The 21,948-nt window shown below is 62.6% G+C and carries 14 protein-coding genes; 8 read left to right on the top strand and 6 right to left on the bottom strand.

What is annotated here, in order from left to right; all coding sequences use genetic code 11:
• The first annotated feature begins 224 nt into the window (after positions 1–224).
• Positions 225–1,268, top strand: coding sequence for a purine-nucleoside phosphorylase (locus tag AC1ECK_RS33025; RefSeq protein WP_480326890.1), 1,044 nt, complete (start codon positions 225–227; stop codon positions 1,266–1,268).
• A 253-nt stretch (positions 1,269–1,521) separates the two neighbouring features.
• Positions 1,522–4,308 (top strand): TonB-dependent receptor, encoded by a 2,787-nt coding sequence (locus tag AC1ECK_RS33020; protein WP_480326888.1) that lies wholly within the window; start codon positions 1,522–1,524, stop codon positions 4,306–4,308.
• A 97-nt stretch (positions 4,309–4,405) separates the two neighbouring features.
• Here AC1ECK_RS33020 and AC1ECK_RS33015 read toward each other — a convergent pair whose 3' ends face one another.
• Positions 4,406–5,548, bottom strand: coding sequence for a porin (locus AC1ECK_RS33015; RefSeq protein ID WP_480326886.1), 1,143 nt, complete (start codon positions 5,546–5,548; stop codon positions 4,406–4,408).
• A gap of 606 nt (positions 5,549–6,154) precedes the next feature.
• Between AC1ECK_RS33015 and AC1ECK_RS33010 the strand changes: the two genes are divergently transcribed.
• From AC1ECK_RS33010 to AC1ECK_RS33000, 3 genes are all read left to right on the top strand, one after another.
• Positions 6,155–6,583 carry a YybH family protein gene (locus AC1ECK_RS33010; RefSeq protein ID WP_480326884.1) on the top strand — a complete coding sequence of 143 codons (429 nt, stop codon included), beginning with the start codon at positions 6,155–6,157 and terminating at the stop codon, positions 6,581–6,583.
• 290 nt (positions 6,584–6,873) lie between these two features.
• On the top strand, positions 6,874–9,558 hold the full coding sequence (mutS, locus tag AC1ECK_RS33005) for a DNA mismatch repair protein MutS (protein ID WP_480326882.1): 2,685 nt from the start codon (positions 6,874–6,876) through the stop codon (positions 9,556–9,558).
• The gene (locus AC1ECK_RS33000) at positions 9,515–10,891 is read left to right on the top strand and encodes a hypothetical protein (protein WP_480326880.1); all 1,377 of its coding nucleotides are present in this window, start codon (positions 9,515–9,517) and stop codon (positions 10,889–10,891) included. Before mutS ends, AC1ECK_RS33000 begins: the two co-directional genes overlap by 44 nt.
• Here AC1ECK_RS33000 and AC1ECK_RS32995 read toward each other — a convergent pair.
• Positions 10,871–11,413 carry an FKBP-type peptidyl-prolyl cis-trans isomerase gene (locus tag AC1ECK_RS32995; protein WP_074264206.1) on the bottom strand — a complete coding sequence of 181 codons (543 nt, stop codon included), beginning with the start codon at positions 11,411–11,413 and terminating at the stop codon, positions 10,871–10,873. The genes AC1ECK_RS33000 and AC1ECK_RS32995 overlap by 21 nt on opposite strands.
• A gap of 32 nt (positions 11,414–11,445) precedes the next feature.
• Here AC1ECK_RS32995 and AC1ECK_RS32990 point away from each other — a divergent pair, with 32 nt between their 5' ends.
• Positions 11,446–12,693 carry a JmjC domain-containing protein gene (locus tag AC1ECK_RS32990; protein WP_480326878.1) on the top strand — a complete coding sequence of 416 codons (1,248 nt, stop codon included), beginning with the start codon at positions 11,446–11,448 and terminating at the stop codon, positions 12,691–12,693.
• Positions 12,694–12,923: 230 nt separating this feature from the next.
• Positions 12,924–13,193 (top strand): hypothetical protein, encoded by a 270-nt coding sequence (locus tag AC1ECK_RS32985; protein WP_480326876.1) that lies wholly within the window; start codon positions 12,924–12,926, stop codon positions 13,191–13,193.
• 218 nt (positions 13,194–13,411) lie between these two features.
• Here AC1ECK_RS32985 and yoaA read toward each other — a convergent pair whose 3' ends face one another.
• The 3 genes from yoaA to AC1ECK_RS32970 all read right to left on the bottom strand — a co-directional run bounded on the left by yoaA (position 13,412) and on the right by AC1ECK_RS32970 (position 17,105).
• The gene (gene yoaA, locus AC1ECK_RS32980; protein WP_480326874.1) at positions 13,412–15,667 is read right to left on the bottom strand and encodes a DNA repair helicase YoaA; all 2,256 of its coding nucleotides are present in this window, start codon (positions 15,665–15,667) and stop codon (positions 13,412–13,414) included.
• A gap of 63 nt (positions 15,668–15,730) precedes the next feature.
• Complete coding sequence (locus AC1ECK_RS32975; protein ID WP_137955558.1) at positions 15,731–15,949, bottom strand: DUF465 domain-containing protein; 219 nt, start codon at positions 15,947–15,949, stop codon at positions 15,731–15,733.
• 85 nt (positions 15,950–16,034) lie between these two features.
• Entirely contained in the window at positions 16,035–17,105 is a 1,071-nt protein-coding gene (locus AC1ECK_RS32970) for a hypothetical protein (RefSeq protein ID WP_480326872.1), read from the bottom strand.
• A gap of 145 nt (positions 17,106–17,250) precedes the next feature.
• On the opposite strand from AC1ECK_RS32970, the gene AC1ECK_RS32965 reads away from it, so the two are divergent.
• Positions 17,251–19,599, top strand: coding sequence for a Tex family protein (locus tag AC1ECK_RS32965; protein ID WP_480326870.1), 2,349 nt, complete (start codon positions 17,251–17,253; stop codon positions 19,597–19,599).
• Between the two features lie 106 nt (positions 19,600–19,705).
• Here the strand turns inward: AC1ECK_RS32965 and AC1ECK_RS32960 are convergent, their stop codons facing one another.
• The gene (locus AC1ECK_RS32960; RefSeq protein WP_480326868.1) at positions 19,706–21,592 is read right to left on the bottom strand and encodes a potassium transporter Kup; all 1,887 of its coding nucleotides are present in this window, start codon (positions 21,590–21,592) and stop codon (positions 19,706–19,708) included.
• Between the last annotated feature and the right edge of the window lie 356 nt (positions 21,593–21,948).

The following is a 21,948-nucleotide window of genomic DNA, read 5'->3' as shown; positions in this document are numbered from 1 at the left end:
ATCATTCATATCGATTCCTTTATACCGGGAATCACAAACAACGCGCGTCTTTGGGCAAGCATTGGCATGTGCCGTGCTTATAGCCCTCCCCATTGTCCCGGCGCACCACAAAAGCTGACCGTTTGCTTAGTTGACTGACATAACTGCGGCATCTGCGCACGACTATTGGGCACTCGGGCACGAAGCTGGGCAATCCAGCCGAATTACAATCATTTAACGACGTCATGTATAAAAACAAACTGCTTCAGATTCTTGTTTGCGCGGGGCTCACATGCGGCATTCAAACGGGCGCCTCTGCTGCGCAACCCGCTTCCACGCCGCGTCCCGTCAAGGTACTCATCATCTCGATGTTCGGGCCGGAAGGAAAAACATGGCTCGATCATCTTGGACACACAGAGGCAATCACCGTCCCTGGCTTATCGCCCGACTACCCGGCCGTCCATTGCAACCGCGACGACGTATGCGTCCTCACCACGGGCATGGGCCATGCGAACGCCGCCGCCTCGATGGCCGCGCTGATCTATTCGCACAAGTTCGATCTGCACAAGAGCTACTTCCTCATATCGGGGATCGCCGGCATCGATCCGGCCCAGGGCACGCTCGGTTCGGCCGCGTGGGCCCGGTATCTGGTGGATTTCGGCATCCAGTGGGAGCTCGATGCGCGCGAAATCCCGAGTAGCTGGAAATCCGGCTATCTCGGGATCAACACCCGAAGTGAAACAGAAAAGCCCCCGCTGGACTACCACACCGAGGTCTTTCAGCTAAACGAAGCATTGCTGCAAAGAGCCTACCTGCTCTCTCGCAACGTGACGCTCACCGATAGTCCGGCCGCCCAGGCCTACCGCGCGAAATACACGTATGCGCCGGCCAATCAGCCGCCTGCGGTCATCCAGTGCGACACGCTCGCGGGCGATACGTGGTTCTCCGGTGAAGCCCTGGGGCAACGCGCACGCGACTGGACCAAACTGCTGACCGACGGCAAGGGCACGTACTGCACCACCCAGCAGGAAGACAACGCGACCTTCGAGGTGATCAAACGGGCCGCCGCCGCTGGGCTCGCCGACACCAGCCGGGTTGCGGTCCTGCGCTCGGGATCGGACTTCGATCGCCCGCCGCAAGGCGTATCGAACGTCGACAACCTTCTGGACTACCAGCAACAGGGCGGCTTCGTTCCCGCGATAGACAACCTCTATCTGGCCGGTTCACCACTCGTCAACGCCATCGTCAAGCACTGGGCGCAATGGAAAGACGGGGTTCCCGCTAACTAGATCCCGCGCCGGCGACGCTCTGCGAGCGTCGCTTGCCTCATCCGCCTTAAGCGTTTCGAAATACTTTAGTAATCCTACTAAATTTTAATGTAATCAGATTGCATGTGAGGGGTTGTTGTTTGTGTTGTGCCGAAGTACAGGGCGAGTGAATCGAAAAATTACGCACCGCCTGACGTCGAAAAAAAATGCCCGCGCGCAATCCGTCGAGAGTCGCGCAATGGGTTTGATTTACTGACAAGAGTGAAGGGAAACCATGAAACAGAAGACTTTGGCGTCAGCCATCAGAAAAATACTTTGGGCTGAAATAGCGCTTTCGGCGGCTTTTGGCACCACATTCGGCACATCCGCGTTCGCGCAGAGCCAACCGGCTACGCTCGACAATTCGACGCCTTCGGCAACGGCTGCCGCAGCAACGGCTGCCGCAGCAAGCTCGGCCACAGGCGCCGCACCCACCGCTGCCGCGACGACGCAGAATAGCGCCACGCCCGCTGCTTCGGGAACGACGAACAACGGCGTCGCCCAGCTCAAGCGTTTCGAGGTGACCGGATCGCTGATCCGCAGCGCCGACAAGGTCGGCTTCAACCAGGTCCAGACGGTCACGGCCAAGGACATCCAGGATAGCGGCGCCAACAGCGTGTCCGACTTCCTGCGCAGCACCAGCGCCAATTCGGCCGATAGCTGGAGCGAAGCCGAGTCCAACAACTTTGCGGCCGGCGCATCGGGCATGGCGTTGCGCGGCCTGAGCGAAAAGTACACGCTGGTATTGATCGACGGACAGCGGGTTGCGCCGTTCGCATTCTTTTCGAACGGCGTCGATACGTTCTTCGACCTGAACACGCTGCCGCTCAACGCGATCGACCGCATCGAAATCGTCAAGACCGGCGCCGTGTCGCAATACGGCTCGGACGCGATCGCGGGCGTGGTCAACATCATCACGAAGCACAATTTCCAGGGCTTGCAGCTCGATAGCAGCTATGGCGGCTCCACCGACGGCGGCGGTGGCAATGGCACGGCGAAGTTCAGCATGCTCGGCGGCTTCGGCAATCTCACCTCGGACGGCTATAACGTGACGGCATCCGCAAGCTTCGTCAGAGACAACGGCTCCACGCTGGCCGATCGCGATTCGACCTCGTCGATGGACTTCACGGGTCAGCCCGGCGGCATGTCGATGCTTGCGCCTTCATACTGGACCAATCCCACCACGGGCAATGCCCAGGCGCTCAGTTCGTGCCCGTACGGCAGCTCGGTCAAACCGGCCAGCACGAATTTCACCTCGGTCTTCTACGGCCAGACAACCGGCACGGTCTGCGGACTGTATTCCGGGAACGGCTTCTCCATTGAACCGTGGAGCCAGCGTCTGAGCGCGAAGGTGGATGCGCAGTTCAAGATCAACGATACGACCACGGCATTCGTCGATCTCTGGGAAAGCAACAACAACAGCGTGCAGGGTGGCGGCGTCTGGAATAACACCGTCGGCGGGACCAATTCGTCGCTGGTGTACAACCCTTCGACGAAGACGTTCTCGCTGTTCAACAACACGGTGCCGGCAAGCAACCCGTACAACCCGTACGGCGTAGCGACTCCGCTCGTCTATTCGTTCCCCCACTCCGTGTCGGAAACGACGAACGCCAACTACTGGCGGGCAGCCACGGGCGTCAAAGGTACGCTCACGTTGCCGAACGGGGACTGGGACTGGGCGACCACGTACACCCATTCGCAAAGCGACGTTTCCAATACGTACTCGAACCAGTTGAACGTCAGCGTTCTGAACAGCATCTACCAGAACGGCACCTTCGACTTCGCGAATCCGTCCGCTACGCCGAACGGGCTGAACGGCCTCTACATGGATGCGAACAATATCGCCGTCTCGAAGCTCGATACGCTCGATGCGACGATCTCGACCCCGACGCTGTTCCATCTGCCCACGGGCGACGTGGGCCTCGGTCTGGGCGCCGAGTTCTTCCATCAGAGCGAGTCCCTTAGCCAGGGCGCGGCGTATGCGGAAGGTCTGGTCCTCACCCCTGATGAGGAAGAGGTGCAAGGCCAGCGTAACGTTGCTGCGGTGTACTATCAGTTCGACATCCCGATCATCAAGAACCTGACGTTTAGCCAGTCGGGCCGCTACGATCACTACAGCGATGTGGGCGGCGCCTTCTCGCCGCGTTTCGCCCTGCGCTGGCAGCCGGTCAAGGCGTTGACGGCGTACGCCTCCTACGATCGCGGCTTCCGTGCGCCGACCTTTGTCGAGGACAGCACCTCGCAGAACATGGCGCTCGTGATCAATCAGTCCGGCTCCGTCACGGCGCTGACGTCAGGCAATCCGAACCTGAAACCTGAACGCACCAAGAACTACAACATTGGCTTTGAACTGTCGCCGACCCGCACGACCGACGTCGGCCTCGACTGGTACCGGATTCACATCAGCAACGTGATCGGCATCGACCAGCCATCGTCGACGGTCTATTACCCGGGCACGACCACGCCCGAATACGAGACCTTCGAGTATCAGAACCTCGGCGGACTCAATACGACCGGTTTCGAAACCACCTTCCGCCAGTCCTTGCCGACGGCGTTCGGTACGTTCACGCTGTCGGGGGACTGGGCCTATGTCCAGTCGTTCAAGTTCACGCTGAATGGTCAGACGGTGAACGCGGCGGGTAACAACCTCGCGCTCAATGAACCGTTCGGCGCCGCGTTCCCGCGCTGGAAGGGCAATACGACCCTGAACTGGGCGTATCACAAGTGGAGCACCTCGCTGACGTGGCAGTACACGGGACCGTACACGCAGACCTTCACGTACATCCCGACGCCGACGCCGCAAAGCACCAGCATGGGGTCATATAGCCAGTTCAACCTGATGGTGACCTACACGGGCTTCAAGCACTGGACGCTGTACGGCGGCATCGACAATATCTTCAATCGCGTGCCGCCGTTCGACGCGGTCTGGGCGGACGGTCCGCTGTGGCAACAGGGCTACGACACGTCGCTCTACACGTATGTGGGCCGCTTCGCCCAGATTGGCGCGACGTACAAGTTCTGACCGGTGCGGTTGCCGCGCAAGCGGCGCCGTCCGCACAAGCAAAAAGACCCGGCATTGCGCCGGGTCTTTTTTTGCTTCACGCCGCGGGAGGCAGGCGTTAGAAGCGGTGACGCAGACCGATCGTAGCGGCCACCTGGCTGCTCGACGACGATGCGCTCAGGCCGTTGATGTCAGCCGTCAGCCCCGAACTGCCGGTATCGCTGACATGCTGATACACGGTCATCAGATAGACGTCCGTACGCTTGGAAAACGCATACGCCGTTTGCAGGCTGATCTGGTTGTATTTCGGACTCACACCGTCGATGTGCGCATCGGTGAACGTGTAGGCGCCCGAGAGCGACCATGCCGGCGTAATGTTGTAGCGCCCATTCACTTCGTAGTTCGTAAAGCGCGCGCTGCCGCCGGTCAGCGTCAGGCCGGACGACGTACCCGAGGCCGACGCGCCGATACCGGTTGCGTTGTCGAGGTGGGTCTGCGTGAACACAAAGCCGACGATCGCCGGACCGAAGGCATAGTTCAGGCCTGCGCCGTAAGTGCGTTGCGTGCCGGCCGCGAAGGTCGCATCGTTGGTGACCGCGCCGCTCGAATTGAGCGTCGTACCCGCGCTGTTCAATTCCATGTAGCCGGCGGCGAAGTTCAACGGACCGTAGTTATACGAGGTGCCCAGGCTGTAGGCGCGGTTCTTTGCAAAACTGCCCGCGTCGTTCGAGAAACCATATAGCGCGCCGAACTTGAGGCCGCCGTAGTTCACGCTCGAATACTTGACCGAGTTGTTGATGCGGAACGAGTTGTCGAGGTTGTCGTTGTCGAACGGGTGCGCAGCCTGGGTGCCGCCCGACGACGTGCCGGTCAGGGCCAGCGGGGCCAGGTAGTCGACCACGGAGTCATATTGACGGCCGAGCGTGACGGCGCCGTACTGCTCGCTCGACAGGCCGACGAATGCCTGGCGGCCGAACTCGAGGCTATTCTGGCCGAGCTTGCCGTTCGTGATGTTGAAGCCGTTTTCCAACGTGAAGATTGCCTTCAGGCCGCCACCCAGGTCCTCCGAACCGCGCAGGCCCCAGCGGCTGCCGTTCACAGCGCCACTGGTTTCCTGAATGTTGCGCGAACCGCCCTGGTTGTTCGTGTAGGTGATGCCTGCGTCGATCAAGCCGTAGAGCGTCACGCTGCTCTGTGCGTAGGCCGTACCCGCGCAGCCGAGAATCGCCAGCGAGAGGGCGGACAATGCCAGTTTCTTCATTACTTCTCCGTTAACCGAATATCGGTTGTTATCGAGTCGCGGAGAATATCGCATTTTTCTCAATACTGTGTTTCAGATCCTTTTACGTTGCATCTTTACAACCATCCGATTCTTTCATTTCAATACGATACTTGAAATTCGTAACAAACCGATCAAAAAAATGGGGTGCACTCCTCTCGCGAGTGCACCCCATGTGCCTGATAGGAAGCCATTCCCGGAGTATCAAGCAGTTCTAGCCTAGCATGAATGTCGAGCGGCTTGATTAACGAAATTCCATTTAATATTTCACCACCTTTCTTTTAAACAATTCGATTCATCCATGTCGAATCAGCAACACGTTCTGTAACGCACGGAAAAATGGTGAAATGTAATTCGCTGGATCGCGAGGTGTTGTTGCCGGATTCGGAATCTGCGTGAACGGGTTGTCCGGGCCCGCAGCGAAACTCGACAACGCTCCGGTCCCGAGTTTGCAGATTTTTTCTAGCGGACGTCGATCCTGCGGCTTGCCGATCGTCGTAGCCTTGCAAGCAACCGGTCGAGAGCAGCGGTTTTACCGTTCCGCCCGGGCTCTACCCGCCATCGCCATCGCACTCAGGAGAGAACCAAGTGATCAAGCTCGACAATCCGGTCCTGCAGGTCCTGGAGGACTACAAAACCGCGGTGTTCGCAAAAGACGTCGACGCGTTCATCGCGCTGTACGACGAGGACGTGCTGGTCTTCGACATGTGGGGGATGTGGTCCTACAACGGTATCGCGTCCTGGCGGAGCATGGCGGCGCACTGGTTCGACTCGCTGGGGACCGAGCGTGTCATCGTCGATTTCAGCAATGTGCAAATCATCGCCGCGCAGGATCTCGCCGTTGTCCACGCGTTTGTGACATACAAAGCGGTGGACGAGGATGGCGCGGATTTGCGCTCGCTGGACAATCGGTTGACTGTTACGCTGCGCAACAAGGGCGACCGGTGGAAGATCATTCACGAGCACACCTCGTCTCCGATCGACTTCGAAACAGCGAAGGTGATGTTCAAGCGCTGATCGGGCGGGCGTGGAGTGGAGCTGGGCTGTGCTCGTTTCCGGCGTTCGCCTAGAAAAGCGATGCGCCTTTGGCGCGGAACCCGCCCCTCCACTCACTGAGTGTCGAGCATTCGATCAGGGCCGGATTCAAATAGAAAAGAGTCTGCGGACCCTACATTAGCGCATTGTCAAATCTCGCCGCAGGCGCCGGCAACCGGCCCGCCGCAGCCTGGCCATCCGGCCAGCGTTCAAACCGCCCGGCGGCGGGTTAAACTCACGCCCTGAACAGCTAACGCAAAAAGACACTCAGGATGGGCATTCAAACCGCAGCGGCCAATGACGTCGCACAACATACGCCAATGATGCAGCAATACCTGCGCATCAAAGCGGATCATCCGGGCACGCTCGTGTTCTACCGGATGGGCGATTTCTATGAGCTGTTTTTCGAGGACGCGGAGAAAGCCGCACGCCTGCTCGATCTGACACTGACGCAGCGCGGCGCGTCGGCGGGCAACCCGATCAAGATGGCAGGCGTGCCGCACCACGCGGTCGAACAGTACCTGGCCAAGCTCGTGAAGCTGGGCGAATCGGTCGCCATCTGCGAGCAGATCGGCGATCCGGCCACCTCGAAGGGGCCGGTCGAACGCAAGGTGGTGCGCGTAGTCACGCCCGGCACGCTGACCGACGCCGCCCTGCTGTCGGACAAGAGCGACGTCTACCTGCTCGCCGTGTGCGTCGGCCACAACCGGCGCGGCATTGCCACCAATGTGGGCCTCGCGTGGCTCAACCTCGCCAGCGGCGCCTTGCGCCTCGCCGAAGTTGCGCCGGATCAGGCCGCCGCGGCACTCGAGCGGATTCGCCCGGCAGAAATTCTGGTCGCCGACACGCCCTCGGACACCAACACCTGGGCGCCGCCCGCCGGCTCCGGCGCGCTGACGCGCGTCCCCGTCTGGCATTTCGACGTCGCCTCGGGCACCCAGCGCCTGTGCGATCAAATGGACGTGGCAAGCCTCGACGGTTTCGGCGCGCATTCGCTTTCGAGCGCCTGCGGCGCAGCCGGCGCGCTGCTGCTGTACGCCGCAGCGACCCAGGGCCAGCAATTGCGCCATGTGCGCAGCCTCAAGGTCGAGTACGAATCCGAATATATTGGGCTCGACCCCGCCACGCGCCGCAACCTCGAACTCACCGAAACGCTGCGCGGCACCGAGAGCCCCACCCTCTGCTCGCTGCTCGACACCTGCTGCACGACGATGGGCAGCCGCCTGCTGCGCCACTGGCTGCATCATCCGCCGCGCGAAGCAGCGATCGCCCAGGCACGCCAGCAAGCCATCGGGGCACTGCTCGACGCGCCGGCCGGCGCAAGCGTCGACACGCTACGCGGCGCACTGCGGCAAATCTCCGATATCGAACGGATCACCGGGCGTCTCGCGTTGCTCTCTGCTCGTCCTCGCGACCTGTCGAGCCTGCGCGACACGTTTATCGCCTTGCCCGAATTGCGCGCGCAACTGGCCGCGGTGACCGGCGCGGCCGATTCCCTCGCCCGCATCGACGCCGCGCTCGAACCGCCGGCGCCGTGCGTCGATCTGCTGAAACTGGCCGTCGCCCCCGAACCGGCGGCGATGGTGCGCGACGGCGGCGTGATCGCCCGTGGCTACGACGCCGAACTCGACGAGCTGCGTGACATCTCCGAGAACTGCGGGCAGTTCCTGATCGACCTCGAGACGCGCGAGCGGGCACGCACCGGCATCGGCAATCTGCGCGTCGAATACAACAAGGTGCACGGCTTCTATATCGAAGTCACGCGCGGACAGACCGACAAGGTGCCCGACGACTATCGCCGGCGCCAGACGCTGAAAAACGCCGAGCGCTACATCACGCCGGAACTGAAGACTTTCGAAGACAAGGCGCTGTCGGCGCAGGAACGGGCACTGGCACGCGAGCGCTCGCTCTACGATGCGTTGCTGCAATCGCTGCTGCCGTTCATCGCCGATTGCCAGCGCGTTGCTGCGGCGCTCGCCGAACTCGATCTGCTGGCGGCGTTTGCCGAGCGGGCCCGCGCACTCGATTGGGTCGCGCCTTCGTTCACCGCGAGCGCGGGCATCGACATCGAACAGGGGCGCCACCCGGTGGTCGAGGCCCAGGTCGAGCAGTTCATCGCCAACGACTGCACGCTCAACCCCGAGCGCAAGCTGCTGCTGATCACCGGCCCGAACATGGGCGGTAAATCGACCTTCATGCGCCAGACCGCGTTGATCGCACTGATGGCGTATGTCGGCAGCTACGTGCCGGCACGGCGCGCCTCGTTTGGGCCTGTCGATCGCATCTTCACGCGCATCGGCGCGGCCGACGATCTGGCAGGCGGCCGCTCGACCTTCATGGTGGAAATGACGGAAGCCGCCGCCATCCTGAACGACGCGACGCCGCAAAGTCTCGTGCTGATGGACGAAATCGGCCGCGGCACCTCGACCTTCGACGGCCTCGCGCTCGCCTGGGCGATCGCCCGCCATCTGCTCGCGCACAACGGTTGCCACACGCTGTTCGCCACGCACTACTTTGAGCTGACGCAACTGCCCGCGGAATTTCCGCAAGCGGCCAACGTGCATCTGTCAGCGGTCGAGCATGGTCACGGCATCGTGTTCCTGCACGCAGTGAACGAAGGCCCGGCGAATCAGAGCTACGGTTTGCAGGTGGCGCAACTGGCCGGTGTGCCGACCGCGGTGATCCGCGCAGCGCGCAAGCATCTCGCACATCTCGAACAGCAATCGGCCGCGCAGCCCGCGCCGCAGCTCGATCTGTTCGCGGCGCCCCTGATGCTGCAGGACGCCGGCGAAGATCACGACGATACCGCCCCGCCCGCCCCCTCGCTGACGGCGGCCGAGCAGGCGCTCATCGAGCGCGTGCGTGCCATCGATCCGAACGATCTACGCCCGCGCGAGGCGCTTGACCTGCTATATGAGCTGCACGACCTGGCGGCCGCGCCGGATGCCGGTCATTGACCGGCACGGTCACGCGGCGCGTGCGCGCACGGTGTGCGCAGCACTCGCCTGTGCGCTCGTTCTGACGGGCGCCGCGTCGACGTATGCGCAGGCTGCGCCGGTTCGCTACACCTTCGCGGTGATTGCCGGCACGCTCCAAAGCTCTGCGGACGAAGCGCCGACCCAGCGACTGATTGACGCAATCGGCCGCGAGCGCGACATGTCGTTCATCGTCTACGACGGCAACCTGAAGGGCGGCAAGGAAGCCTGCCGCGACACGCTGTACGAACGGCGCGAGGCGCTGCTGGAAGCGGCGCGCCCGGCGCTGATCTTCATTCCCGGCCAGCATGACTGGACCGATTGCGGGATAGCCGAAGCCGGTGGTTTCGATCCGGTGGAGCGGCTCGACCAGCTCAGACAGACGCTCTTTGCCGACCCCTCATCGATGGGGCAGAACCCGCTTGCGCTGACACGCGAGAGCGAAGTCTCGCGCTTTCGGCCGTATCGGGAAAATGTGCGCTGGCAACTCGGCGACACCGTGTTCATCGGCCTCAATGCGCCGAGCCCGAACAATCACTATCTGACCGCCGGCGGCCGCAACGGCGAGTTCGAAGATCGGGTGATTGCCAATGCGTTCTGGATCGAACACGCAGCCGAATATGCGAAACGGCGCGAGGCGCGTGCGATTGTGGTTTTCATTCAAGGCGACCCGGATCCGGAACGCTATGAGCGTCCGGACCGCTTCGCGTGGCTGCGCTTTGCACGCAACTCGCGTCGCGACGGCTTTCTGGAACTCAAGCGCAGCCTCGTCAAGGCCGCCGAGATCTTTCGCGGCCCGATCCTGCTGATCCATAACGACGACGAACGGCCAGCCGGTGGTTTCGTGATCGATCAGCCGCTGCGTAACGACAAGGGGGAGGTGGTGACGAATCTCACGCGCATCGCCTTCGCGCCGCGTGATCGTCTTGACGAGTGGCTGCAGATCGAAGCGGATCTGTCGCGCCGGCCGCCTTTCCGCGTGAGCGTGCGCGAGGTGCCGAAAAACCTGCCGCTGGTGCCGTTCCAACCGGCGCCGCCGGTTCAGCCGGCACCCGCCCCCGACGAAACCGAGCCCGCGTTGCCCGCACCGCCGATGCTCAATCCGGTGCCCGGCCAGGCGCCGGGTCAATCGCCGGGCCAATCGCTTAACCCAGCCTCGAACCTGCCGCCGCTGCTGCCGACCACGCCGCAACCGGAACCGTCGTCGCTCACGCCACCGGGATCAGGCAGCGACGCGCCGGCCTTCAATGGCACACCCGCCGCCGGCACGCCACCAGCCGGCCTGCCCGCCAGCTCAGTGCAGCGTGGGCCCTGACGGCTCTTCGTCGCCTTCGTCGTCATCCTCGTCGAGCACTTCCAGGCCGTCTGCGCCATGGGCATGCTCGTGCTGGATTTCGTCTTCGGTGGCCGGACGCACGTCCTTGACGGTCAGCGCGAAACGCAACGCCATGCCCGCGAGCGGATGGTTGCCGTCGAGCACGACTTTGTCTTCCGCCACATCGGTGACGACGTAGACCAACGAATCGATATCTTCGTCGCCCTCTTCCGGCGTGCCTTCGAATTGCATACCGACTTCGAGCGGCTCGGGGAAGCGGGTGCGCGGCTCGATCTTCACCAGATCGGGATCGTATTCGCCAAACGCGTCTTGCGGTTCCAGCTGGATCTGGGTCTCGAAACCAGCCTCATGGCCGTCGAGCTCTTCCTCGATCTTGGGGAACGTGCCATCATAGCCGCCGTGCAGATAGACCATCGGCTCGTCGCTTTCTTCAATCAGGTTGCCCTGCGCATCCGACAGCTTGTAAGCGACCGACACGACGGTGTTCTTTGCAATTTTCATTCGATTCTCCAGAATACAACTCACATTATACGATGCCCAAGCGGCCCCTTGACCACCCGGCGCACGCAGCTTCTGCGCGGATTTCTTCGCCGCTTCCGCCACCCTCGCCCGACGTGCCGACGCCGCTGCTCGGCAATCTCACCCCGGCGCAATTCATGCGCCGCTACTGGCAAAAAAAGCCGTTGCTGATTCGTCAGGCAATCCCGAATGCCGCCGCACCGCTCTCGCGCGACGAACTGTTCGAACTGGCCGATCAGGACGAAGTGGAAGCGCGCCTGATTACGCACTTTCGCAACAAGTGGCAACTGGAACACGGCCCGTTTGCGGCTGACGAATTGCCTTCGCTCAAGCAGCGCGCATGGACCCTGCTCGTGCAAGGCGTCGACCTGCACGACGACCGCGCGCGTGCCCTGCTCGACCGCTTCCGCTTCGTGCCGGACGCGCGTCTGGACGACCTGATGATCTCGTATGCGACCGATGGCGGCGGGGTCGGCCCGCACTTCGATTCGTACGACGTATTCCTGCTGCAGGTTCACGGCAAGCGCCGCTGGCGAATCAGCGCGCAGCGCGATCTGTCGCTGCGCCCTGGCGTGCCGCTGAAAGTTTTACAAAATTTCGAACCGGAAGAAGAATGGGTTCTCGAACCGGGCGACATGCTGTATCTTCCGCCGCACATTGCCCACGACGGCGTGGCTGAAGGCGAGTGCATGACCTGCTCGATCGGCTTCAGGGCGCCCTCCTCGAGCGAGCTCACGGCGCAGTTTCTGTATCATCTCGCCGAGCGCGGAGAAAACGCGGCAGGCGGCGAGCATGACGAACGCGCGCCGCAGCTCTACCGCGACCCGCAGCAACCGGCCGTGGCCCATCCGGCCGAGCTTCCGCAGGCGTTGATCGAACGTGTAGGCGCGCTCCTTGCTCAGGTGAAGTGGAACGAGAAAGACATTGCCTCGTTCCTCGGCACTTATCTGAGCGAACCGAAGCCGAGTGTGGTGTTCGATCCGCCGGAACAGCCGCTCAACGAAGCGCGTTTTATCCAGCGCGCTTCAAAGTTGGGGCTGAGACTCGACCGGAAGACGGTTTTGCTGTACAACAGCCGCTTTTTCTTCTTGAATGGAGAAGAAAACCGGCTTACAGGTCGTAAAAATTGGTTGATTGAATTCGCTGATAACCGGAGTCTGAGTGCGAAACGCTTTGTAACACTCTCGGACGATTCATCGGTGACAGCATTGCTGCACGAGTGGTATTGTGCGGGCTGGATACAAGTGGGCGAGCTTGCCTAAGCTCATCTGCCTGTTATGAAGTACTGTGAATTTTGTATGAGAAAGACAACGTATTGACCCCGGATTTGTCGACGGTCGATACGAAAGTGCATATAATTTCCGCCCAAGCCGTAGGGAAGATACACGCTCTTGTGAAGTGCGTCTCCACCAGCGGCCCAGGTCGGTGTTGGAGCACATTACCGGTATTATTTTGCGCTGTTGCTTACCTTTAACCATAAAAGGACGTGATCATGAAGAAATCCCTCCTCGTAGCATCCCTGTTGGCAGCTGTGGCACTGGCTGCATGCAACAAGAGCAGCGACCAAGCAGCTGCCCCGGCTAGCGATGCATCGGCTGCTTCGGCACCTGCTGCTGCTTCGGATGCAGGCGCTGCTGCTTCGAGCGCTGCTGCTGCGAGCGACGCTTCTGCTTCGGCACCTGCTGCTGCTTCGGACGCAGGCGCTGCAGCTTCGGACGCTGCTGCTTCGGCTGCTGCTCCGGCTTCGGGCGCAAGCCAGTAAGCTGTCGTACAGGGTTCGCCTCTGGGCGAAAACCACACGAAAAGATCATTGCGATCTTTCCGCGTGGTAAAGCAAAACGCCACGGATTCATATCCGTGGCGTTTTGCCTTTCTGTAACTGTTTTTTAGTGGCTGTTTTTAGCAGCCGCTTTTTAACGGCCGCAATTCACGGCCATCCGATTCACGGCCGCCGGATTCACAGCCGCCCATCACCCGCGCTCAGCCAGCAGACGCGCGAGCCCCCTCCTCAAAGAACTCCCGCACCACATCGATCTCCCGGGTCCGCTTGAAAGGCGGCAGGCTCTGCCAGATACGGCGCCCATAGGGTTTGTCGACGAGACGCGTATCGCAGATCATCAGCACGCCGCGATCGGTCTCCGCGCGAATCAGACGCCCTGCGCCCTGCTTGAGCGTGATCACCGCCTGCGGCAACTGATGGACCGCAAACGGGCTCAGCCCCTTCTTGGTGAGCGCGTCGAGCCGGGCCGCCAGCACCGGATCGTCAGGCGGCGCGAACGGCAGCTTGTCGATCACCACGAGCGAAAGCGCATCGCCGCGCACGTCCACACCTTCCCAGAAGCTCTGGCTACCCACAAGAATCGCATTGCCGTAGGTACGGAAGCGCTCCAGCAATTCGGTGCGGCTCGCATCGCCCTGCACCAGCAGCGGATAATTCCAGCCGCGTGCTTCGATCGTATCGCGCAGCTTCGCGGCGATGCGGTCGACCGCCCGCAAGGTCGTACAGAGCATGAACACGCCGCCACCCGACGCTTCGATGGCGGGCAATGCGGCTTCGAACACGGCGTCGGTGAACATCGGCGACGACGGCTGCGGCAGATTGCGCGGCACGTACAACAGCCCTTGAGACGGATAGTCGAACGGGCTCGGCAGCGTCATCGAGCGGCGCGCGTTCAGGCCCATCTGCGCGGCATAGTGGGTGAAATCGCCGCGCACCGACAGCGTGGCCGAGGTGAAGATCCACGCCCGCGGCACGCCGGCGCGCTGCTTGGCGAAGATCGGCGCGACCGACAGCGGCGTTTCGTGCAACTGCACGGTATGCGCGAAGACTTCGATCCAGCGCACCTTTTCGTTGGGGTCGGTGACGGCCTTGGCATCGGCGGCGCCCGTGGCTGCATCGCGCTCCGCTTCGGTCGGCGGCGTGGTCCAGCCGGACAGGATCCCTTGCAACTCGCGGGCGCGCCGCAGACAGGCGCCAATCGACTCAGCGCGCTCCGCTTGGCTCGACAAGGCATCGGCGAGCGCATCGAGCTCCGTTTCGAGCGTTTCGAGCGCAGGAAAAAGCGGATGGTCGTCGGGTAACTGACCGATCGACAGCCGCACCGAATCTTCCTTGAAGGCGAGGCGCACGTCGCGCGCCGAGCGTTCGAGGGCCGCACCAAGCTTCACCCAGTCGACCACCTCGCGCGCATGGCCAAGACCCTCGGCCACCGAATCGCGGGCGAGCTCGAGGAACTGTGCCGTGGAGAGCGTCTCGCCGAAAAACAGCGTGGCGGTCTCCGGCAACTGATGCGCTTCGTCGAAGATGATCGTATTGGCGGTTGGCAACAGCTCGGCCATGCCGGTGTCGCGCAACATGATGTCGGCGAAGAACAGGTGGTGATTGACCACCACGATATCGGCCTGCTGCGCCTCGCGGCGCGCCTGCATCACAAAGCATTCCTTGTAGTGCGGGCACTCCTGGCCAAGGCAGTTGTCACGCGTCGAGGTGACCATCGACCACACCGCGGCCGTCTCCGGCACGCTCGCGAGCTCGGCCTTGTCGCCGGTGCGCGTAATCTTCGCAAAGCGAACGATGTCCTGCAGATACGAGGTTTCCTGGCGCGACGGCAAGCGGCCGTTGTCCGCGGTGCGCTGCAGGTAGTAATGGCACAGGTAGTTCGCACGGCCTTTGAGCATCGCCACCGAGACCGGCACCGCGAGGGCGTCGCGCACCGTCGGGATATCGCGCTGGAACAACTGGTCCTGCAAGTGCTTGGTGCCCGTCGAGACGATCACCTTGCCGCCCCACAGCATGGCCGGCACCAGGTACGCATAGGTCTTGCCGGTGCCCGTGCCCGCTTCCACGATCAGCGTGTTCTCGCCGCCGTCGAGACCGCCGGCAGCCTCGCCCTCCGGCGCGTCCGCAGAGGCGCCGGTCTGCACCTCCCCTGCGCTCGCCTGCAGGCGCCGGGCCGGGCGCTTCTGCGCCTCGAACATCGCCGGCTCAGGCATCGCCCGGCCCGACGCTTCCATCGCAGCGGCCACCGCGCGCGCCATCTCGATCTGCGAAGCGCGTGAACGGTAGCCGTCGATCTTGCGCGCAAGCAGGCCATCGGCGGCGAAAATGTCGTCGAGTTCGGTCTTGCGGCGGGGGTTCAGCGCGGCCGCGAGCGTACCCTCAGCGGCGCGGGATTCGCGTGCGGAAGCTTCGTCGTCCGACGAGCCGCGCGAAGAAGAAACAAGCGGTGCATTCAAGGCAAGCGTTTCCTGCAAAGTCCGGTGCGCGCGTGGCGACCCGGCGCCTGCCAGGTCGCGCGCCTAAGCGCGCGCGTCCGGTTCGAGCTGCAATTGCAGCAAGATGATGGTGTCCTTCACCTTGAGCTTGCGCTTTTTAAGGCGCTGCAACTCAAGGTCGTCGAAGCCGGGCTCATCCGACATTTTGTCGATCAGGCGATCGAGGCCACTGTGTTCCGATTCCAGTTGCAGAATACGGTCCTGAAGTGCGTTCGCGTCGATGACGTGATGGTGGTCGCGCATGCTCGCCTCCTCTCCCGATGCGGCGCAGGCTGCCTCGTGCAGCCCAGACGCCTGAGGTTGCTGTCCGGCTAAAAACGCGTTACTGCTATTGCTGTTGTTGCTGCTGCTTTTGCTGCTCCAGTTGCTGTTGCTGCTGCAACTGCTCCTGCTGTTTCTGCTGCGCCTTCTCGGCTGCCTGCTTCTGGCGCGTCTCGACGTCCTGCCTATGCTGCTCGGCCGTTTGCTGCTTGCGCTCGTAGCTCTGCTGCTTCTCGATCCGCTCCTGCGCTTTTTGCGCCCCCTGCTGACGAGCCTGCTCGAGCTGGGTCTGGAAATTGGCCTGTTTCTGGTCGTACGCCTGCTGGTTCGCAGCCGCCTGCGGCGCGCTGATACCGCGCTGCGCCTGATCCAGCGCGTGCTGCTGCACCTTCTGCTGATAGGCCTGCTCGTTGGCTGCGCGCTGCGGCGCTTCGGCGTTGCGCTGGGCCTGATCCAGTTGATGCTGACGCTGCTTCTCTTCGTAAGCCTGCGCGTTGCCGGCCTCATTCGCTGCGCGCTGCGGCGCATTCGCTTCGTCCTGAGCACGCTGCAAGGCCGCCTGCTGGTCGCGCTGCTGGGCGCGCGCCGTGCGCTCTTCCGCGTCGAGCGCGAGCTGCTCCTTGCGGATATCGGCCTGTACCACACGCATCCTGTCACGCGCCTTGTCGAGACAGTAGTTCACGAAAAAATTGCTATAACAGTTATGTTCGTCGACCGCGTACTTGTAGTTGTTCTCCGCGGTACGGCGGTTCAACGCATCCTGGCGCGCATCGAAGCCGTTGCCCGCCGCCTGGCCGGCTCCAGCGCTCCCACCAGCCGCGCCGGCATCCGATGCGCTCAGCGCGCCGACAGCCTTGCCGTCCAGCGCGCCGTCGTCCTGGCGCAGCACCGTACCGGAAGCCGCCGACCCCGCCACGCCTGTGGACTCTGCCGGGCCAGCCGAAGCGGCTGACGGCGCCGAGGCGGCCAGTTCCGAAACCGCCGGCTGGTCTTGCGCCAACGCCGGTGCGGACACGGCGAAAGAGGCGACGGCAACGCCTAGCGCAGCGCAGGTGAAGAGCGGCGCGGCAAGCGTTCGGTTAAGCGAAGCAAGTGGAAAACGGGAGATCGGCAACGTCGTAGATGGGCAACGGGACATGCCCGAAATTCTAACACCCCGCGGTTGAGCCCTTTGGCATTTATGGCAAAATGCCCCGCTTCAGCAACCCGGCCGCAGCGCGCACGCCTTCCGCGTGCCGTCACGCGCGGCCTTAGATTGAGTCCGGCAGGAACACCTAGACCCTATGACGGAAACCGTAGCACTCAAGATCGTCCAGCGCATCGCCAGCGAACTCTCCGTCCAGCCGCGCCAGGTCGCAGCGGCGGTGCAACTCCTCGACGAAGGCGCGACCGTTCCGTTTATCGCGCGTTACCGTAAGGAAGTGACCGACAACCTCGACGATACACAACTGCGTAACCTCGAGGAGCGCCTCCTCTATCTGCGCGAACTGGAAGACCGGCGCGCCGCGATCGTCGCGAGCATCGAAGAACAGGGCAAGATGACCGACGAGTTGCGCGCCGCGATCGAAGGCGCGGACAGCAAACAGGTGCTGGAAGACCTCTATCTGCCTTACAAGCCGAAACGCCGCACGCGCGCGCAGATCGCCCGCGAAGCGGGGCTCGAGCCCCTTGCTCTGGCGCTGCTGGCCAATCCGCTGCTCGACCCGCAGACGGAAGCCGCCCAATACGTGGACGCCGAAAAGGGCGTGGCCGATATCAAGGCGGCGCTCGACGGCGCGCGCGACATCCTGTCGGAACAATTCGGCGAAACCGCCGAGCTGCTCGGCAAGCTGCGCGAGTACCTGTTCAATCAGGGCGTGGTGTCGTCGAAAGTGGTCGAAGGCAAGGAGAACGCGGAAGAAGAGAAATTCCGCGATTACTACGACTACTCGGAAACCATCAAGACGGTGCCGTCGCACCGCGCGCTCGCGCTGTTCCGCGGCCGCAACGCCGGCGTGCTGATGGTCAAGCTGGGTCTCGGCGAAGAACTGGACGCGCAGGTGCCGCATCCCGGCGAAGCCTTGATCGCACGTCACTTCGGTATCGCCAATCAGAACCGCCCGGCCGACAAATGGCTCGCCGACGTGTGCCGCTGGTGCTGGCGCGTGAAGGTGCAGCCGCACATCGAAAACGAACTGCTCACCAATCTGCGCGAAGAAGCCGAGCACGAGGCAATCCGCGTGTTTGCGCGCAACCTGAAGGATCTGCTGCTGGCCGCGCCCGCTGGTCCGAAGGCCGTGATCGGCCTCGACCCGGGCCTGCGTACGGGCGTCAAGGTGGCCGTGGTCGATCGCACCGGCAAGGTGCTGGTGACCGACACGATCTATCCGCACGAGCCGCGCCGCGACTGGGACGGTTCGATCGCCAAGCTAGCGCGCATCTGCGCGCAGACGCAGGCGGAACTGATCAGTATCGGCAACGGGACGGCCTCGCGCGAGACCGACAAGCTGGCCAGCGAGCTGATCGCCCGCCATCCGGAGTTCAAGCTGCAGAAGATCGTCGTGTCCGAAGCGGGTGCGTCGGTTTACTCGGCCTCCGAGCTGGCGGCCAAGGAATTCCCCGACATGGACGTGTCGCTGCGCGGCGCGGTGTCGATTGCGCGGCGTCTGCAGGACCCGCTCGCCGAACTCGTGAAGATCGAGCCGAAGGCGATCGGGGTCGGCCAGTATCAGCACGACGTGAACCAGCGCGAGCTGGCCCGTTCGCTCGACGCGGTGGTCGAAGACTGCGTGAACGCGGTCGGCGTCGATGCGAATACGGCGTCCGTGGCGCTGCTCGCGCGCGTCTCCGGGCTGAACGCAACGCTCGCGCGCAATATCGTCGACTTCCGCGATGCCAACGGTCCGTTCCCGTCGCGCGAACATCTGCGCAAGGTGCCGCGTCTGGGCGACAAAACCTTCGAACAGGCTGCCGGCTTCCTGCGCATCAACAACGGCGAGAACCCGCTGGACCGTTCGTCGGTGCACCCGGAAGCGTATCCGGTGGTCGAGCGCATGCTGGCCAGGATCAACAAGCAGGTGGGCGAAGTGCTCGGCAACCGCGAGGCGCTGTCGGGGCTCTCACCGGCCGAGTTTGTCGACGATCGCTTCGGTCTGCCGACCGTGCGGGACATTCTGGCTGAACTCGAAAAGCCGGGCCGCGACCCGCGCCCCGAGTTCAAGACTGCGACCTTCCGCGAGGGTGTGGAGAAGATCTCCGACCTGTCGCCGGGTATGGTGCTGGAAGGCGTCGTGACCAACGTGGCGGCCTTCGGCGCGTTTATCGACATCGGCGTGCACCAGGACGGCCTCGTCCACGTCTCGGCCATGTCGACGAAGTTCATCAAGGACCCGCACGAAGTCGTGAAGGCCGGCCAGATCGTCAAGGTCAAGGTGCTGGAAGTGGACGTGAAGCGTCAGCGCATTTCGCTGACTATGCGGCTTGCCGACGAGTTCGGCGCGGCGGGCGCAGCAGGCACGGCGCCGCGCAGCGGCGGCCAGCAGGATCGTGGCGGTGTCCGCCCGGGCAGCAATGGACGCGGCGCACCGCAGCGCTCGCGTGAGCCGGAACCGGCCGGCGCGATGGCCGCGGCATTCGCCAAACTCAAGCGTTAAGACGCCGCGCCGCCCAACAAAAAGCCCACGCAGTTCACATCTGCGTGGGCTTTTTTATTGACCGCCGCGTCACCTGAACAGCACGTACGCTGGGCGAAAACGAAACTCAAATCTCGATCTTCGTTCCCAGTTCCACCACACGATTGGCAGGAATGCTGAAGAAATCTGTCGGTTTGGCCGCGTTCTGATGCATCCACGCGAACACCCGCTCGCGCCACACGGACATGCCGGGCAACTGCGTCGGCACCACGGTTTCGCGAGCGAGGAAAAACGACGTATCCATCATCTCGAAGGTCATGTCGTGCGAGCGGCCAACTTCGACCAGCACCGCCTTCACATCCGGCGTCTCATTGAACCCATAGGCTGCCTTCACAAGGTACAGGCCGCCGCCGATCTCTTTCACAGTGAGCCGGTCGGCGTCGTTCACATACGGAATATCGAGCGTCTTGAAAGTCAGGAAAATGGTGCGCTCGTGCAGCACCTTGTTGTGCTTCAGGTTGTGCAGCAGACTCACCGGCACCAGCACGTCGCTGCCGGTCAGATAGATTGCCGTGCCGGACACCCGGTGCGGCGGATGCGCGAGCAAGCCCTGCAGAAACGGCATCAACGGAATACCGTCGGCTGCGGTGCGTTCCTTGACGATCATTCTGCCCTTGAACCAGGTCATCAGCAGGAAGAACAACAGCGCGCCAATGCCGAGCGGCAGCCAGCCGCCCTCCTCGACCTTCAGCAGATTGGCGCCGAAGAAGCCCAGATCGACCACCATCAGGCCGCCGATAATCAGCGCGACCAGCAGCTTGTTCCACTTCCAGACGTTCACCATCACCACGCAGGCCAGCACGGTGGTGATCACCATCGTGGCCGTCACCGCGATCCCGTAGGCGGCTGCGAGGTTGTCCGAACTCTTGAAGGCCACCACGATGCACAGGATGATGAAGAGCAGCATCCAGTTCACCACCGGCACATAAATCTGCCCGATCGCCAGATCCGATGTATGCAGGATCTTCATGCGCGGCACGTAGCCGAGCTGGATCGCCTGGCTGGTCAGCGAATAGGCGCCGGAAATCACGGCCTGCGAAGCGATCACGGTGGCCACCGTCGACAGGACCACCAGCGGCAGCAAGGCCCAGTCGGGCGCGAGCAGGAAGAACGGGTTTTCGATGGCCTTCGGGTCGTGCATCAACAATGCGCCCTGGCCGAAGTAGTTCATCACCAGCGAAGGCATCACGAGGCAGTACCAGGCCACCCGGATCGGCTTGGCGCCGAAATGGCCCATGTCGGCATACAGCGCCTCGGCGCCGGTCAGCACCAGCACCACCGAACCGAGCACGACATACGCCTGCAGCACGTGCGCCGCCATGAACGAATAGGCGTAGTAGGGATTGAGCGCGCGGATCACATTGGGCGACTGCACGATGTGAGCAAGCCCGAGCAGACCGATCACCACGAACCACAGCACCATGATCGGTCCGAACAGACGCCCCACCATTGCCGTGCCGTGCCGCTGGATCCAGAACAGCACGATCAGGATCGCGATGGTCAGCGGCAGGACCAGATGGCTCAGATTGGGCGCCGCGATCTCCAGCCCCTCGACGGCGGAGATCACCGAGATGGCCGGTGTAATCACCGCATCGCCGTAGAACATGCAGGCGCCGAAGATGCCGAGCATCATCAGCAAACCCGCCAGCTTCTTCTTTGGATCGACCGAGCGAAGCGCAAGCGCCATCAGCGCCAGCACGCCACCCTCGCCGTTGTTGTCGGCGCGCATCACGAACAGCACGTACTTGATGCTGACGACGATCACGATCGCCCAGAACAACAGCGAGATCACGCCGAGGATGGATTGTTCGGTCAGCGGGATGCCATGCGCCGGACTGAACGCCTCTTTCAGCGAGTACAACGGGCTCGTGCCGATATCGCCGAACACCACCCCGATCGCAGCCAGTGCGAGTGCGGGCAGAGGCTGTTTGTGCACGTGCTGGGTATCTGTCATAAACGCGAGGTATCCGTTCCTGGGCGGAAAAAACGAGCGCTATTCTAAACTGACTGTAAGGTAGCACCAGGCGTGTTGTGCGCACACCACGTGGACAGCCCGCGCAGTTTAGCACCGTGCTATGGACCCGTCAGCCGCTTGTCAGGCGATGGTCAGACGATAGTCAGACGATAGTCAGACGTATGAGAGAAGTCGTCGTGAGCCGCGTCAGCAGCGCTGCAAGGACCTCAGGCACGGGTCCTGCGCCGCATACGAACGTTCTTGAACACCGTGCGGGCGAAAAAAACGGAGCCCAATGGGCTCCGTTTTTGCGGATTCGCTGCTACGGCCTGGAAGAGCTAGACAGCCGGCACGCT

Source organism: Paraburkholderia sp. SSBN10T (assembly GCF_056619545.1).
The sequence above is the reverse complement of the archived record's forward strand: the minus strand, read 5'-3'. Positions and strand labels throughout refer to the sequence as shown.

What these genes read in the sequence shown, in the direction of transcription:
- AC1ECK_RS33025 (WP_480326890.1), top strand. Translation starts at nt 225, where the DNA reads ATGTATAAAAACAAACTGCTTCAGATTCTTGTTTGCGCGGGGCTCACA.
- AC1ECK_RS33020 (WP_480326888.1), top strand. Translation starts at nt 1,522, where the DNA reads ATGAAACAGAAGACTTTGGCGTCAGCCATCAGAAAAATACTTTGGGCT.
- AC1ECK_RS33015 (WP_480326886.1), bottom strand. Translation starts at nt 5,548, where the DNA reads ATGAAGAAACTGGCATTGTCCGCCCTCTCGCTGGCGATTCTCGGCTGC.
- mutS (WP_480326882.1), top strand. Translation starts at nt 6,874, where the DNA reads ATGGGCATTCAAACCGCAGCGGCCAATGACGTCGCACAACATACGCCA.
- AC1ECK_RS33000 (WP_480326880.1), top strand. Translation starts at nt 9,515, where the DNA reads ATGAGCTGCACGACCTGGCGGCCGCGCCGGATGCCGGTCATTGACCGG.
- AC1ECK_RS32995 (WP_074264206.1), bottom strand. Translation starts at nt 11,413, where the DNA reads ATGAAAATTGCAAAGAACACCGTCGTGTCGGTCGCTTACAAGCTGTCG.
- AC1ECK_RS32990 (WP_480326878.1), top strand. Translation starts at nt 11,446, where the DNA reads ATGCCCAAGCGGCCCCTTGACCACCCGGCGCACGCAGCTTCTGCGCGG.
- AC1ECK_RS32985 (WP_480326876.1), top strand. Translation starts at nt 12,924, where the DNA reads ATGAAGAAATCCCTCCTCGTAGCATCCCTGTTGGCAGCTGTGGCACTG.
- AC1ECK_RS32975 (WP_137955558.1), bottom strand. Translation starts at nt 15,949, where the DNA reads ATGCGCGACCACCATCACGTCATCGACGCGAACGCACTTCAGGACCGT.
- AC1ECK_RS32970 (WP_480326872.1), bottom strand. Translation starts at nt 17,105, where the DNA reads ATGTCCCGTTGCCCATCTACGACGTTGCCGATCTCCCGTTTTCCACTT.
- AC1ECK_RS32965 (WP_480326870.1), top strand. Translation starts at nt 17,251, where the DNA reads ATGACGGAAACCGTAGCACTCAAGATCGTCCAGCGCATCGCCAGCGAA.
- AC1ECK_RS32960 (WP_480326868.1), bottom strand. Translation starts at nt 21,592, where the DNA reads ATGACAGATACCCAGCACGTGCACAAACAGCCTCTGCCCGCACTCGCA.